We start from the raw sequence: 15,064 nt of genomic DNA, 5'->3' as shown, positions 1-15,064 counted from the left end.
GCTTACCAAGTTTCACATTCCACAGATACGACAGGGTTAGGTGGACTCTTTACTCCGGATAAGTTGCGGGATGCAACGCGGCAGTATTATGAGAATGCCTTTCCTCTTATCAAGACCTGGGTAGAGCTGTACATTATCCCAAGCTAACGATTACGAAGCTTACGAGCCTTCACTCTCGTTCACCGTACCTGTCTTCTCCTAGCGGTATTCCGAGTCATGTACAGACTCTCTGTTTCCACATTTCCTCATGCAACCCACGAGCCCGTTACCAAGTCCGCAGTTTCGGATGGAGATAGACTTTGCATCTAATCTAGTAGCAGAAGCTACCCTGTGGGAATGCGACTTCTTGTCGCACCATAATTATCGTTATTGGAATCAAAATAAGCTTACACATCCAAGCTGTTGATGATAGCTACTATTTGATGATCTGTCCATTTGCCATTAATCCTTATATTTTCTTTCGCTATACCTTCTTTTTTAAATCCCACTTTTTCTAATACACGAATAGATGCTATATTATCAAGCATCGCTCCTGCTTCAATTCTATGTAGCTTTAATTCCCTAAAAGCAAAATCTACAACAAGTTGAAGAGCCTCTGTTGTATAGCCCTTTGTATTATGCTCCTTATCCAAAGTAAAACCCGTATAACAACTTTGGAGGTCTCCCCTAACAATTTGAGTTAATGAAATGTCTCCAATCAGTTTATCATTTTCTCTTAAAAAGATTCCGAAAGGGTATACTTGCCCTTCAGCTTTCTTTTTTAACGCTTGTTCAAGACGTATTTTTTGATGTTCTTCTGTATAAAAAACTTCTGGGAGCAATGGACAAACTCGCTGAAAAAATTCGCGATTTCTAATATGTAAGTTAGCTAACTCGTTAGCATCATCAGTTTTATAAAGCCGAATATAAATGTGCTTCCCTACTAGTTTCATAACATCCCTCCAACCTTTTTATATGTCTAATGAGGAAAAAGTATACCGTATACTATATACAGTTGGATAATATCAGGAAGCATTTTGCACGAAAGAAAAGACACTCTATATGAGTGTCTTTTCCAATAGTTTTTAGCAGAAGCAAGAAGCTCCAACGATGATTAATAAAATGAATAACACAACTAATAAAGCAAAGCCTCCCGAGAAGCCACAACCGCCACAACTACCACCATAACCCATAATAGTTCCTCCTTTAGATAAGAGGGGAAAACTAAGGTTCACTCATGTATTTTAATGGATTCGTTTCATCTTATGTTTTTCCGCATTGATTGAGCAGGTCCTTTCGAAAACTATTCACATATTAACTATATTTTTAAAAATGAATAATTTAACTATATCAATAAATAGATTAATTAATATAATGTATTAATTCTAAAAGAAGGGAGGAATATCCATGCAAGTAGTTTGTTTTAAAATAGTGAGTGGTCAGTATTTCTTGTTTGTAGAAGGTATTCAAATTCCTGTACCAATTCCAGCAGTTGCTGCAGCTTTATTAATTGGTTTAGGAGTAATTCCACTTTGTTCTTAATGTAAGGAATTCGGATCATTCCTATCTTTCCATTGGAAAAGCCTCAAGTATATGAATACTTGAGGCTTTTCTTATAATTGAGAAAGACACTTTAACGTGGCTGAAGATCTCCTGATTTAACTAATGCGGCCGTTACATCATCACCGAAAGTATTGAAACAGAATACTTGCTCGTCTACCTTATCCATTACTGTAGCTTCACCTATCTTGCCACCTTGAAGTTTAATAAAATAGTTATGTTCTTCTAAAATTTTACTAAAATCTCTGTTTGCCCATCTTTCAGTAATTGCTAATAGCTCTTCTTTATTCTTGAAATTGTTTCCGTTTAGAATGTTTCTTACTTTCTCTGCATTCTTTTTGGACATAGGGGTTGCTCCCTTTCCTTCACACGCTTTTACTTTTTGATGAGTCATGCTATGCATAGCTGAAATAACTTCTTCTTCAGTAGAAGTTACTGTAATGTGAAGTTGTGCATTTGAGCCTTTCACTTCTGCTTCATTCGATAGTGTGTCTTCTTTATTAACCTCTGCAAAAACATGGTCCTCACTCTCAAGCGGGACTTCAGCAAACTGTAACATTCCATAAGTCATACCAGTTGCAAGTACTACTCCCCCTATAATAGATGCTAGCCAATACGTTAGCTTTTTGTCCATCTTCATTTCCCCTGTCTTCGTTTAAATATCTTAACTAAAGAGTACCATATTTAATTCCTTTTTATTGAAGTGTCTCTAATTTTTACTATAAAAAACGTATAAATCATTTAATACCAATATAACAACTTCACAATCATGACTATGCCTATTCTCATAACAGGATCTATATACGATGTCACTAAATCATCTGGTGAACTATTAGTTATTAGTACGGCTTTGCATCCTTATTCTCAAAAAGGATAATTATTGTACATACCAATTCTTATGTATGAAGACACCCAAAACAAATGTTACGAAAAAAATATAAAAAAGACATCTTTTCTAGGGAAAGATGTCTTTTTTATATAAACCTTAATGTTCGTTCTGTAAAACCCTCGCTGCCTTTACTCCTTCTTTCTCTTCTTTTAAGAATAACGATACGATAAATGCAACAATAATAAAGATTAACCCAAGTGCAAATGCACCTTGGAACCCTGACGTTAAACCGTTTAACTTCTCTACTGGATCCAGTGGATTTGCGGAGCTTTCCATATACTTAGTTGTTCCTGAAGACATTTTCGAAATAAAGATAGCTGTACCAATTGCACCAGCTACTTGTTGCAACGTACTAAATAGTGCTGTTCCGTGCGGATATAAATCTGGTGTTAATTGATTTAAACCGTATGTTTGTGCTGTCATGACAAACATGAGTCCAACCATTAATACGCTATGCATAATAATAATTTGTACCATTGATGTATCAGGAGTAATGCCTTTAAATAAGAACATTGCAATCCCTACTAACACAATGCCGGGAACGATAATAACTTTCGGACTAAATTTATCAAATAGTTTACCTGCGATTGGTCCCATTATGGCGCTAATAACACTTCCCGGAAGCATGATAATTCCTGATTTAAAAGCTGTAACGAGTAAAACGGTTTGCAGGAACATCGGTAATAAAGTCATTGTTGAAAATAACGACATCATCACAATGACAATTAATCCAACTGATAATGTAAACATCGGAACTTTAAATGCTCGTAATTCTAAAATTGGATTCTCAATTTTCAATTGTCGAACGGCAAAAATACATAATGAGATAAGCCCAACAATTAAAGTGCCATATACTTTTGCATCGGACCATCCTAAATCACCCGATGCACTAAAGCTATACACAAGCCCGCCAAATCCTAATGTCGATAAAAGGATTGATGGGTAATCTACTTTTGGCCTTGTTAACTCTGAAACATTTTGAATGTACTTCATCCCAATCATAATGGAAATGATCACGATAGGAATAACAATATAGAATAACCAGCGCCAATTTAATGAATCCACAATTACTCCAGATAATGTAGGGCCAATTGCCGGAGCTGCCATCATCACGAGTGCGATTAATCCCATTGTCGCACCACGTTTTTCAGGTGGACAAATGATTAAAATCGTATTCATTAATAACGGTGTAATTAACCCCGTCGCTACAGCTTGGACGATACGGCCAATTAATAAAACGGAAAATGTCGGTGCGAATCCCGCAATTAATGTACCGACTAAAAACGTTACCATAGCGATCAAAAACATTTGTCTCGTTGTGAGCCATTGCTGAAGTAACGCTGTAATTGGAACTAAAACCCCAACTACTAACATGTAAGCTGTAGAAAGCCATTGAATCGTTGAAGCGGTTACGTCAAATTCTTTCATTAATACCGTTAACGCATTACCAAGTAATGTTTCATTTAATAATGCAACCATTGCTCCTAAAAGTAATGCAATTAAAATGGGGGTATGTTTCAAATTAGAAGTATCAACTTTGCCACTTGCGGGGCTCTTAGTTGTCATATTCATTTACAGATTCTCCTCCTGTTTCTTACTTAAAAAACTTTAAATACACCAGAACATATGTAATATAATATACATATGTAGATTAAAAAGGGAGAATCAATTTTCAACCACTGTATATTTAATCTACAAAAAAGGAGAATTGTAGATGAATGATAACGAAAAACAACTTGATTTACGTATTAGACGTACACATAAATTACTGTGGGATTCCTTATTTGAATTAATGACGCAATCAAAACAGAAATATAGTACGATCACGATTAACCAAATATGTGACCGTGCAATGGTACACCGAACAACCTTTTATAAACACTTTGAAGATAAAGATGCTTTATTAACATTTGGATTTAAACGATACGGCAAGATGATTGCTGAAATACCGGTTTCAGATCGATTAAGTAAACCATTTCAAGTAATGGAACAATTCCTACATCATGAAGAACTCGGTAAAATATTAGAAACGCAAATGTCTGATGAACAATTTATTACCCGTACACATTATTTAAGTCACGAAACGAGAAAACAAGAAATAGAAGCATTAAATCAACTTTGCAAAAACCATACGATACCAAATGATTTAATCATTGAATTTTATTCAGGGGCAATCACCTCATTAAGCACATGGTGGTTTAAAAATAAAAAAAGCGTTTCTGCTGCTGAAATGGATAGGTACCTCCACCAACTTATTAATCGGGATATTTTTCAGTTTGAAAAGGAATAAGACTACATCTTTTCAATCATGCAATCAAATTGACCACAAAATAGGAATATGATATATTTTCCGTAGAATACTATATAAGTATGACATCAAATAAAATGGCATATAATAAAAAGAAGAGATGCGCTAACATCTCTTCCTTAACTGCTACCGTATAGGGTGGTGGTTATTATACGTTATTATTTTTTACGAAACCCACCCTTTTGCTTCCTACGGCGCGGAGTGGGTTTTTTGTTGTCCTTACCCAGAAGTTGCTTCCGCAAAAAATACGCTGAAACTTCACGTACAGTCGCTTTTACAAATTCTTTTACAAGGTCGAACAAAAACTCCATATTATCACCCCCTTTCCTTCCAAATGGAAAGAAGGGATAACCACCCACCCTCACAATATGCAGTTGACTTTATTTTATCAAATGATTGTAAAGATATTATGTAAACAAAACAAATGAAATTTCACATAGAAAAATATGAGTTTATATTTTTTTCATTCTCTTCACTTAGATTTTCTTTTTAGATGCTATCTTCAAATAAGGTAGCATCTAAAAAATGTTAAAAGGAATTTTTTCCTGGTATCTTCTTATATTCTATGTAGGCATCTTTGACCTTTTCTACGTTCTTTAATTACTTACTGAATATAGTCATACAGATTTTTCGCTAACAATAAACAAGTTACTGTAATGAAAAGAGCACGAACATACCCACTGCCTTTTTTTATAGCGAATTTGGAGCCAACAATCCCTCCAGCAATTTGAGCAATCCCCATTATAAAACCATATGCATAGTTTACTTGCCCTACATACATAAACATCAACAATGCACCAACATTACTTCCTAAATTAAGAAGCTTCGCATTACCTGCTGCTTTTAAAAAATCATACCCAATAAATAAAAGAGAAAACATTAAAAACGAACCTGTTCCAGGACCTAGAAATCCATCATAAAAACCAATAGCAAAAATAAAAAAGGTAAAAATAATGACGTGTCGACCAGACAATTTCTTATGAGTGGAAATACTACCCCAATCCTTTTTGAATATCGTATAAATAGTGACCGCACCAAGCATAATCAGCATCAATGGCTTCAGTACTTCTGGATTCATTAAATGAACGGTCCATGCCCCTATTATGGAACCTATGAAAGTGAGCGGAACTAATTTAAACGCCGATTTCAAATCAAGATTACCAGAACGATAAAACACAATATTACTAGTTGCACTTCCCATTGTCGACGCTAGTTTATTCGTAGCTACTGCACTTGCTGGATTCAGTCCTGTAAATAATAAAGCTGGTAAAGCAATGAGTCCACCACCACCTACAACTGAATCAATAAATGCAGCTAAAAATCCAAAAACAATCAAAATAATTAATATAGATGGGTCTAAATACAAATCCATACTAGTAGCCTCCCCTTTAGTCACTATTGTAATAGTAACTACCAATTTGCTAAATGTAAAGAGTTATTGTAACGTTGAAATATAACAGCAAGCATCGGAGGACGAAAAAGTGGACTACATAGTACAACAGCTTAAAAAAATTGGTTTTAATGAATATGAAGCTAAATCTTATGTATCTCTTGTGAAACAGGGGCCTGTCACAGCCTATCAAGTGAGTAAAGATTCGGGTGTCCCAAGAGCGCGAATTTATGAGATTTTAGGTAACCTTGTAGAAAAAGGAATTGTCATGAAAGAAGAAATAAATGACACCACCCGCTATTCACCTCTACCTGTTGAAATCTTTTTACAGAAGGCGCAATCAGAATGGCAGTCTACTTATGAAGGAATTAGTGATTCATTAAAGAAACTAGAAACTTCTGAGGAAAAAACGGATAATCGAGTAATTACTTTAAAAGACAATAAAACAATCATTAGCTATTGTCAGGCATTAATAAAAAAAGCAGAACGGCGTATTGTCATTTCAATGTGGAATGAGATGTATGAAGCGTTAAAAGAAGATCTATCTGAAGTAGTTGATAAAGTTACAATACAAGGTATTACCCTGCATGTTGAAAATCCCATTAAAAATCTAGAAGCCCACCGCATAACACCTTATACAGAGACCTTGTCTACAGAACATTGGTTTATTGTATCGATAGATTCTAAAGAGATGATTTATGGACCATCACTTGAAGAGCGTAATATTGCTTTTTATACAGATGACCCCGTTCATATATACTTATTAGAGGATTACGTATGGCATGATGTTTTAGTAAATCGACTTGTCCGACGTAGCCAAGATGACTTGCAGCAATGGATTACTGCAGAGAGAAAGTCTTTCTTTATGGGGAAATAAGGAGTATATTGAAAGAATCAAAAAATAAAGCATAAGTGAATGAAATAGAACACTTATGCTTTATTTTATTTGCAAAGTGATACTCCAGTCTTTTCACTATTTTCCCTCCACAAACCGTCCAAACTCCTTCAAAAACCTCAACTTAAAACTCCCCACAGGTCCATTCCGATGCTTCGCCACATGAATCTCCGTCATCTCTTTCTGCTTCGTTTCTTTATCATAATAATCTTCGCGATACATAAGCATAATCACATCCGCATCTTGCTCAATTTGCCCCGTCTCTCTTAAATCTGATAAAAGCGGACGCTTATCTTGCCGCGACTCTACAGAACGAGATAACTGTGATAACGCTACTACACAAACATTTAACTCACGTGCTAATAACTTAAGCTTACGAGAAATCTCACTAATCTCTTGAAATCGATTGCCCTTATGCTTCGGATCACCCGTAATAAGCTGCAAGTAATCTACAATAATTAAAATCTTTTTATCACCGTGCTTCCTCTTTAACTTACGAGTTTGCATCCAAATATCTTGTACCGTAACGCCTGCATTATCGTAAATCTCAAATGGCAACTCACCAATCTCCGCAAACGCCTTACTTACCTTCTCCCAATCTTCCATCGCAAAACGATGCTTCGGATTTTTCAGCCTACCTCCTGACACTTCACCTATGCAAGAAGCCATCCTTTTTAACAATTGCTTACTACTCATCTCTAACGAAAACAATCCAATCGCCGCTCCAGACTTCGCCGCATGCAATCCAACATTTAGCGCAAACGCAGTCTTCCCCATAGAAGGACGCGCACCAAGAACGACAAAATCACCTTCCTGCAATCCGCACGTCATTTTATTTAGCGATGTATAACCAGTCTCAATACCAGTAATCTCTTTCGCATCTTGATGAAGCTCTTCATATAAATTAACTAACGCATCCTTCAAATCAAACTCACATACAGAGTCTTTCTCCTCTAACTCGCAAAGTGCCGTAATCGTCTCACCAATAATTTTCTCACTCTTCTCCGCAATAAGACGCTCTCCCATCTTGTGCCCGAGAACACCAGCCTGATACATTTTCCAGGCACCTCGAACAAGCCCCTCATAATATGAGAAGTTGCTAGTAGTAGGCACACCATCCATTAACCCTATAAAATACTCCATTCCCCCGATCCCCTTCAAAAAATTCGGATCCACTCTAGAAGTGAACGTCACAAGGTCAATCGGTTGCCCCTCTCCTTCCATCTTTCTCATTAACTGAAATATAGACTTATGCACCGGCATCGAAAAATACTGCTCCGTCAAACGGCACTCCTTAATAAGCTCTCCATCAAGTAGTAGAGAACCTAACACCGTCTTTTCCGCCTCCACATTTTGAATACTCATGGACGCCACCCGCGCTCCGCTAAAAAGCGCTGCAACTCTTCCTCAGACGGCGTATTCTTCTCCCACTCCTCACACCTCGCCAAAAACTCCTCCGTCTCCCCCGTACTAACAGACGACCCCTTCTTCCGAAACTTAGCCGTATCTGCCTCAACCTCACACACTTTCGTAAACCCTTTCCCGTGCCAGCCTCTCAAAATGCCCTTCACATAAGCAACCGTCCGCTTATTATTCTCAAACGCAATTTGAAGCGCCTTCAACACAAGCTCCTCTGACAAATCTTCCATCCACGCACTCAGTTCCTCCACCGCAAAAGGAGACAAACTACCGAAATGTTGCTCATAAAAAGAAAACACACGACTTCCCGTTTCTTCCTCTACAACCTCTTCTTCCTCTGTCTCCTCACAAATCGGCTCAACATCATCCACAGTCAAATCATCAGGCATACCGAAATGTGCTAAAAGCATCGGAACATTCAGCTCCTCCTCTACGCACTTCTGAAGAAACATATGTACAAACTCCTTATTCTTCACACCCTTAAGCTCACGAAGCACACACTTCTCCACATTCGTATTCGTCACAGGATTATAACGAAGCCAATTCAAAACGAATAGCTCCCGCGTATCCGCATCATAAAGAATCTTTCCATAATCAACAAAGCGTTGCACAAGCTTATCAACAGTCTCCCGATTATAACCCGTCTCCATCTCAGCTAATCGCTTCGGAAAAGGAAAAATCCCGCACTGCGTCGTCTTCGAACAAGTTAACAAATATACATAAAAATACCGCTCCTCCGGCGTCAAATCCAAAACAAAATCATCCTGCCAAAAATTCACCTGCACAGTACGATACACCGCCATCCTAATTCCTCCCGTCTCCATTCAAAAATGAAATTTTCCTCTTTGTACTATATATAGGAAGGAGGGCTGGGTTTTTGGCGTGTTATTTCAAAAATTTTTTCGACTCCTACTACGGTGTTTGTTGGTGTTTTTGTTTTGTTGTGTTTTTTCTTAGTGATTTATTACTTGGTAGGGGCTTGTAAGGGGCTTAGGAGGGGCTAGTTATCGGTTACTTCGATTAGAAAGACTCGATCTGAAAAGCCACCTCGTTCTTCTGCTTTCTTTTTACGGATGTTGTTGATTTCTTCTAGTGTTGTGCCTTCGTGTTTGGCTAACGCATTCACTAGCTCTAATAAATCAGCTAATTCTTCTACTTTATGTTCTTTACTTTCAGCCTCTAAATACTCAGCTAACTCCTCTTGTGTTTTCTTACTCACTTCTTCTATATATTCTTTTTCATCTAGTATTCTAGTTGTGAATGTTTTTCCATTATTCTCGATAATTTCTGGTATGCGATCTCTTACTAATTTGTTGTAGGTTGGCATTTGAATTCCTCCATGGCTAATATTGTAACTTTTTGATTATATTATACAAGATTTAGTACTTTTCTTTCTATTTGCATACAACAACTACTTAAACAATATATTATAATTCAATAAATAAGGCCATATCAAAAACATACTCTGATGTTAGTTTGATACAGCCTTATCTTGCATATAGATATTACTTTAAAAACTCAAACTTCTTTTTATTATTTCAAAGTAATAATATTATTGAACTTTTAATCTACCTACAAAACATTACTATCCTTTAAATAATCATAGAGCTTATTATCCACCGATTTCTCCATAATCATATTCATCGTAACAACCGGCAGTTCTTTTCCATTTTTATCTTGCATTTCAGTTTGTTCTACACTTGTTTTATCAGGTCTCGCTTTTCCTAAATAGTAAAAGTCGCTTCCCTCGTCATCATCTTTTTTCACAAAAATATGGACGTCAATATTATTTTCTTTAGCATCAATAATCGTCTGTACTTCCTTTGAATTTAATGTTCTATTACTTCTTGTGTACCATTTCAGAACATCTTGATTAAGGAATTCATCACCATAGTTCACACTGGATTCTACCTCATCATTTTTATGGTATGTGATAAATATTGGACAAGTATAGTATTTTGTCTTATAACCATACATAGTTGAACTCTCATCATTGTGCCAATTTAAAAGTTTACACACATCTTTTCTTGAGTATTTTTTATATATAGTCAGGTTACTATCACACTCATAGTTTTTGCTCTTTTCTTTCGCACTTTTAATGATGTCCATAACCATATACTTAAAGTATTCATTTTGTTCTAAACTTTTTCGAATAGAATCATTAAATATAAATGTCTTCTCATCCTGCAGCGTGAGAATTGGTTTTTCTCCATATTTTTTTTGGTTGTTTTGTGAGAAAAACTCTAACTCAAAAATCCGTTGCACAGAAGTAATCGTGTCATCATCTGTTAAACAATTAAATTTTTCAAGTTGTTTTATATACTCATCTTTATCAACTTTTTCTTGCTTTAGTAACAATTCTAATAAAACAATTTCGTTTTTACGTTTTCCGTTCAATACTTCCAATGAAAACATCGTTAAAACTTTATTTTCGTACTCTGTTAATGTAGGAACATCTTCTTTCATTTTCAATAGGAACTGATAATAGTTCGAATATCCTTCTACAAGTACAACTGGATCAATAGAATGGTTTACGATAAAGTCATATAGATATGGAATTCTGCCTATTCTATTTTTCAACTCAGCAAAAGCTTCCTTTAATACTTTCATAGCTGTTAAATTGCTTTCGTTAATTGCTTTAAAGATCTGCTTTTTCGCTATCTCTTCAAAGTTAACTGTTGAAATACCTTTAATATAACTCGTGTCATTTGTATACCTACGTATATTATCTTTATTTTGTGATTTATCTCCAGAAAGGGCAATCGGAATTAAATAGTTATTTTTATAGTTTCCAATAAAATCAATGATCGTAACAAAATCTTTCGAATCGTGTTTTCGAAGTCCACGCCCCAGTTGCTGTATAAAGATAATACTTGATTGAGTTTGTCTTAACATAACAACTTGATTCACACTCGGAATATCAATTCCTTCATTAAATATATCTACCGTTAAAATATAATCAAGTATGCCATTTTCTAATTGATTCACGCGCAATTCTCTTTCCTCTTGGGAATGATCTCCTGTTAATACAAATGTGCGAAAACCTCTATTATTTAAGGCGTGTGATAATTGTTCTGCTTCATCTTTTCGGCTGCAAAACATTAGTCCTGTTACTTTCTCACCAGAAAAACCATAATATTTTACTTTTTCAACTATATGATCTACTCGTTCTTCCGTAACAAGTTTAGATAAAACAGTAGTGTCATCTATCTTTTCACCATTATATTCAAAATCAGTTACTCCAAAATAATGGAAAGGACAAAGCATATCTTCTTCAAGTGCTTCTTGCAAACGAATTTCATAAGCAATATTGTAATCAAATAGCTCATAAATATTAAAGTTGTCTGTACGTTCAGGTGTAGCAGTCATTCCCATTAAAAATTTTGGTTTAAAATAATCAATAACCCTATGATAAGAACTAGCACCCGCTTTATGGACTTCATCTATTAAAATATAATCGAATAGCTCAGGATCAAATTGTTTTAAATTTTCTTCTTTTGAAATGGTTTGGATCGTCGCAAACAAATATTTAGCATTTATTTGTTTATTTGATCCTGATAAAATTCCAAAGTTCTCATCTATTCCACCAAGAATTTTTTGAAAATCTAATTTCGCTTTATTTAATATTTGCTCTCGATGAACAATAAATAGCATACGCTTAGGTGCAAAATTTCTAACATCAAATGCTGAAAGATATGTCTTACCTGTTCCTGTTGCGGAAATAACTAGGCCTTTTTCTTTTCCAGCATCTCGAATAGCTTGTATTTCTTTTAACGCAGCTTGTTGCATTTTATTTGGATTAATTTTCAATGCTTCTTCAATTGAATTATGATATTGACCAGGCAATTCTATAACTCGATCTAGTAACTTATTTTCTGCAACTTGTTCATATATTGTTTCGTAATTTCCAATTAACTCTTCAGTTAATACTTGAGAATGCTCCCAAACTTCTTCAAATTGATTTTTGAAATGCTGAACAATCTCTCCATCTTCATGCGATGTTAACTTAACATTCCATTCATAGTTTACCTTTAAAGCATGTGCAGTCAGATTTGAACTACCAACAATTAATGCACAATGTGTTTTGTTATCAAATATGTATCCCTTTGAATGAAAACCAGATAAGTTTGTTAATCTTACTTCTACATTTTCAAGTTTCATTAATTCTCTAAACACTTTTGGTGTATTAAAATTTAAGAATGTAGATGTTAATATACGCCCTTTAACCCCTTTTTGTTTAAGATCAAGGAAATGTGATTTTAAAGTCGCCAGCCCACTTTCTGTAATAAAAGCCACTGAGAAAATAAAGGATGTACAATTTTCAAGCTCCTCCACCAATGAGCTTAAAACATTTTCATTTTTCTTCGTGTTATTTACTAATAATTGAGGCTTATATATTCCGGGATGATTATGTTTTTGATCAATAAATCCTTTATATAAAGATCCCTCTAATTTTTGAATAAAATTCTCCATATGATCACCATTTATGACAATTTTTTATATTAATTGTATTACTCACTGATTTAAAGCGCAAATTGTTGGTTTGAAATAAAATTTAATCAAAAACACCTCACAAAACGGCATTTTCCGGTAATGAAAAGAATCCATTTTGAAAAAAAAATTGATCAAAATGGATTCTTTATCAGTAGATTTTTGCTTTGATTTTATAATAAAGTTTGATTATTTACTAATGGTGTTACTCAACAATCACGCTCAATTGTGGAAGATCATTACTTAATCCCTATTCAACATAAAGAAACTTTATTTGAACAAGAAGATTTAAAACCTTTAATTTTGTATTAACAGACGTATTCATTTATATATAACTATTAGATTGTAAAGAACTTATATTGCGTAATCATCTCGTTTTAAGATAACTCAGGCAATCCAAGCTCTTTTAAGAACTGATTATGCTTATCCTTCGCCTTGCTAATAGCAACTTCGATTTCATCTAGATTTTTTTTCACATCTGCAAGGTCAATAATTTCTTCTTCCGCAACCGTACTAACATATCTTGAAATGTTTAAGTTGAAATCATTCTTTTCTATTTCGTCCATAGATACACGGCGAGAGTATTTTTTGTCATCTTCTTTTCGATATTTATATGTTTCAACTATTTTGTCGATATGATCTGGCAATAGGACATTTTGCCTTTTACCTCTGTCGTAGTACTCACTTGCGTTGATAAACAGCACGTCATCAAATTTTTTGCACTTTTTAAGCACAAGAATACAAACCGGAATACCTGTTGAAAAAAACAGGTTAGCTGGCAAACCAATAATCGTGTCAATATTCCCATCCTTGAGTAGCTTTGTTCTGATTTTCTCCTCTGCTCCACCACGGAACAGAACACCATGAGGCAAGATGATTGCCATTGTTCCCTCATCACTTAAAAAGTGAAACCCATGAAGTAAAAATGCAAAGTCCGCTGCTGATTTTGGTGCAAGGCCGTAGCTTTTAAAGCGGAAATCCTCTGCCAGAGTATCGTTAGGCTCCCAGCGGTAGCTGAAAGGTGGATTGGCTACTACTGCATCACATTCCAACTTTTTTGCTGGGTTCATTTCAGTGAGCATGTCCCAATCATTTAGCAGTGAATCTCCGTGAAATATTTTAAACTCAGAATCTTTAAGCCCATGTAGAAGCATATTCATACGAGCAAGGTTGTAAGTTGTGATATTCTTTTCCTGTCCGTATATCTGACCAATACTATTAGCACCAAGCTGCTTTCTAACATTAATTAGAAGCGAACCGGATCCGCACGCAAAGTCAAGTATGTTTTTGAGTTGCTCCTTTTTGCCTGTGCTCGGGTCTTGGCTATCAAGTGTAACTATTCGAGAAAGGATGGTTGAAATTTGCTGGGGCGTATAAAACTCTCCTGCTTTTTTACCTGAGCCCGCCGCAAATTGCCCTATTAAGTATTCATATGCATCACCTAAAAGGTCACTTTCATTGGGGAACTCCGATAATCCTTCTGCAATAGCAGTTATTATTGAGCACAGCGTTGTGTTGCGTAATTCATAATTCTTTCCAAGTTTATCAGAGTCGAGGTTAACCTCAGAGAATAATCCGCGAAACGTGCTATCAAAGGATTCGTTTTCTATAAATTTGAAGCCTGCTTGCAAGTTTTTCAAAAGATACTTATTTTGTGTGCGAGCCAATTCATATATATTACTCCAGAGATACTGTGGCTTAATTACAAAATGAACCTTACGTCGCATTTGCTTTTCAAACGTAGCCACTTGATCTAAATTGTTGATATACCAAACAACAAGAGGGGTCATCTTTTTGCTTTCCAACAACACCTCATGTTCCTCGATTACTGAGTTTTTTTCCTTGCTATCCAATTGCTGTTTATTAAAATAGTTTTTTATCTGTTCTTTTAATGCGTTAATAACATCATCCTGATTGGCAGCAATGGTGATTTTTTTTATTTCTTCTTCACATTGTAAATAATCGCTGCCAAGTTCTTTCTTTGCCGCTGCTTCATAATTATCCGAAAGGTAGCGCAGGAAGAGGAAAGACAGCATATAATCACGAAAGTCATCAGCATTCATGGCCCCGCGCAATTTGTCAGCAATTCCCCAAAGTGTGACGCCTAATTGTTTTTGATGTGTTTCATTCATT

14 protein-coding genes are annotated in these 15,064 nt (G+C 35.4%); 3 read left to right on the top strand and 11 right to left on the bottom strand.

What is annotated here, in order from left to right; genetic code table 11:
* Positions 1–386: 386 nt before the first annotated feature.
* Both ACX9TM_RS05130 and ACX9TM_RS05125 read right to left on the bottom strand, forming a co-directional pair.
* Complete coding sequence (locus tag ACX9TM_RS05130) at positions 387–932, bottom strand: GNAT family N-acetyltransferase (protein ID WP_065382612.1); 546 nt, start codon at positions 930–932, stop codon at positions 387–389.
* Between the two features lie 132 nt (positions 933–1,064).
* Positions 1,065–1,172 (bottom strand): YjcZ family sporulation protein, encoded by a 108-nt coding sequence (locus ACX9TM_RS05125; protein WP_000540375.1) that lies wholly within the window; start codon positions 1,170–1,172, stop codon positions 1,065–1,067.
* A gap of 214 nt (positions 1,173–1,386) precedes the next feature.
* Here ACX9TM_RS05125 and ACX9TM_RS05120 point away from each other — a divergent pair, with 214 nt between their 5' ends.
* Entirely contained in the window at positions 1,387–1,521 is a 135-nt protein-coding gene (locus ACX9TM_RS05120) for a hypothetical protein (RefSeq protein WP_001198456.1), read from the top strand.
* Positions 1,522–1,612: 91 nt separating this feature from the next.
* Here the strand turns inward: ACX9TM_RS05120 and ACX9TM_RS05115 are convergent, their stop codons facing one another.
* Positions 1,613–2,173: a PRK06770 family protein gene (locus ACX9TM_RS05115; protein WP_048656425.1), complete on the bottom strand. Its 561-nt coding sequence runs from the start codon at positions 2,171–2,173 to the stop codon at positions 1,613–1,615.
* A gap of 351 nt (positions 2,174–2,524) precedes the next feature.
* Positions 2,525–4,000 (bottom strand): MDR family MFS transporter, encoded by a 1,476-nt coding sequence (locus tag ACX9TM_RS05110; protein WP_023521301.1) that lies wholly within the window; start codon positions 3,998–4,000, stop codon positions 2,525–2,527.
* A gap of 142 nt (positions 4,001–4,142) precedes the next feature.
* Here ACX9TM_RS05110 and ACX9TM_RS05105 point away from each other — a divergent pair, with 142 nt between their 5' ends.
* On the top strand, positions 4,143–4,718 hold the full coding sequence (locus ACX9TM_RS05105; RefSeq protein ID WP_000999319.1) for a TetR/AcrR family transcriptional regulator: 576 nt from the start codon (positions 4,143–4,145) through the stop codon (positions 4,716–4,718).
* 176 nt (positions 4,719–4,894) lie between these two features.
* On the opposite strand, the gene ACX9TM_RS05100 is transcribed toward ACX9TM_RS05105, so the two are convergent.
* Both ACX9TM_RS05100 and ACX9TM_RS05095 read right to left on the bottom strand, forming a co-directional pair.
* On the bottom strand, positions 4,895–5,047 hold the full coding sequence (locus tag ACX9TM_RS05100) for a hypothetical protein (protein ID WP_000394757.1): 153 nt from the start codon (positions 5,045–5,047) through the stop codon (positions 4,895–4,897).
* A 293-nt stretch (positions 5,048–5,340) separates the two neighbouring features.
* Positions 5,341–6,108: a TSUP family transporter gene (locus ACX9TM_RS05095; RefSeq protein ID WP_065382009.1), complete on the bottom strand. Its 768-nt coding sequence runs from the start codon at positions 6,106–6,108 to the stop codon at positions 5,341–5,343.
* A 109-nt stretch (positions 6,109–6,217) separates the two neighbouring features.
* Here ACX9TM_RS05095 and ACX9TM_RS05090 point away from each other — a divergent pair, with 109 nt between their 5' ends.
* Positions 6,218–7,003, top strand: coding sequence for a TrmB family transcriptional regulator (locus tag ACX9TM_RS05090; protein ID WP_065382008.1), 786 nt, complete (start codon positions 6,218–6,220; stop codon positions 7,001–7,003).
* A 96-nt stretch (positions 7,004–7,099) separates the two neighbouring features.
* On the opposite strand, the gene dnaB is transcribed toward ACX9TM_RS05090, so the two are convergent.
* From dnaB to ACX9TM_RS05065, 5 genes are all read right to left on the bottom strand, one after another.
* The gene (gene dnaB / locus ACX9TM_RS05085) at positions 7,100–8,386 is read right to left on the bottom strand and encodes a replicative DNA helicase (RefSeq protein ID WP_065382007.1); all 1,287 of its coding nucleotides are present in this window, start codon (positions 8,384–8,386) and stop codon (positions 7,100–7,102) included.
* Positions 8,383–9,243 (bottom strand): DnaD domain-containing protein, encoded by an 861-nt coding sequence (locus tag ACX9TM_RS05080; protein WP_050279556.1) that lies wholly within the window; start codon positions 9,241–9,243, stop codon positions 8,383–8,385. Before ACX9TM_RS05080 ends, dnaB begins: the two co-directional genes overlap by 4 nt.
* A 197-nt stretch (positions 9,244–9,440) precedes the next feature.
* Positions 9,441–9,767: a nucleoside triphosphate pyrophosphohydrolase gene (locus tag ACX9TM_RS05075; protein WP_065382006.1), complete on the bottom strand. Its 327-nt coding sequence runs from the start codon at positions 9,765–9,767 to the stop codon at positions 9,441–9,443.
* 245 nt (positions 9,768–10,012) lie between these two features.
* Positions 10,013–12,913: a DEAD/DEAH box helicase gene (locus ACX9TM_RS05070; protein WP_072769942.1), complete on the bottom strand. Its 2,901-nt coding sequence runs from the start codon at positions 12,911–12,913 to the stop codon at positions 10,013–10,015.
* Positions 12,914–13,308: 395 nt separating this feature from the next.
* Positions 13,309–15,063: a type I restriction-modification system subunit M gene (locus ACX9TM_RS05065; RefSeq protein WP_065382005.1), complete on the bottom strand. Its 1,755-nt coding sequence runs from the start codon at positions 15,061–15,063 to the stop codon at positions 13,309–13,311.
* Position 15,064: the final 1 nt, after the last annotated feature.

The organism is Bacillus sp. LH1 (assembly GCF_057924895.1).
This window is presented reverse-complemented; position numbering and strand designations above follow the sequence as displayed.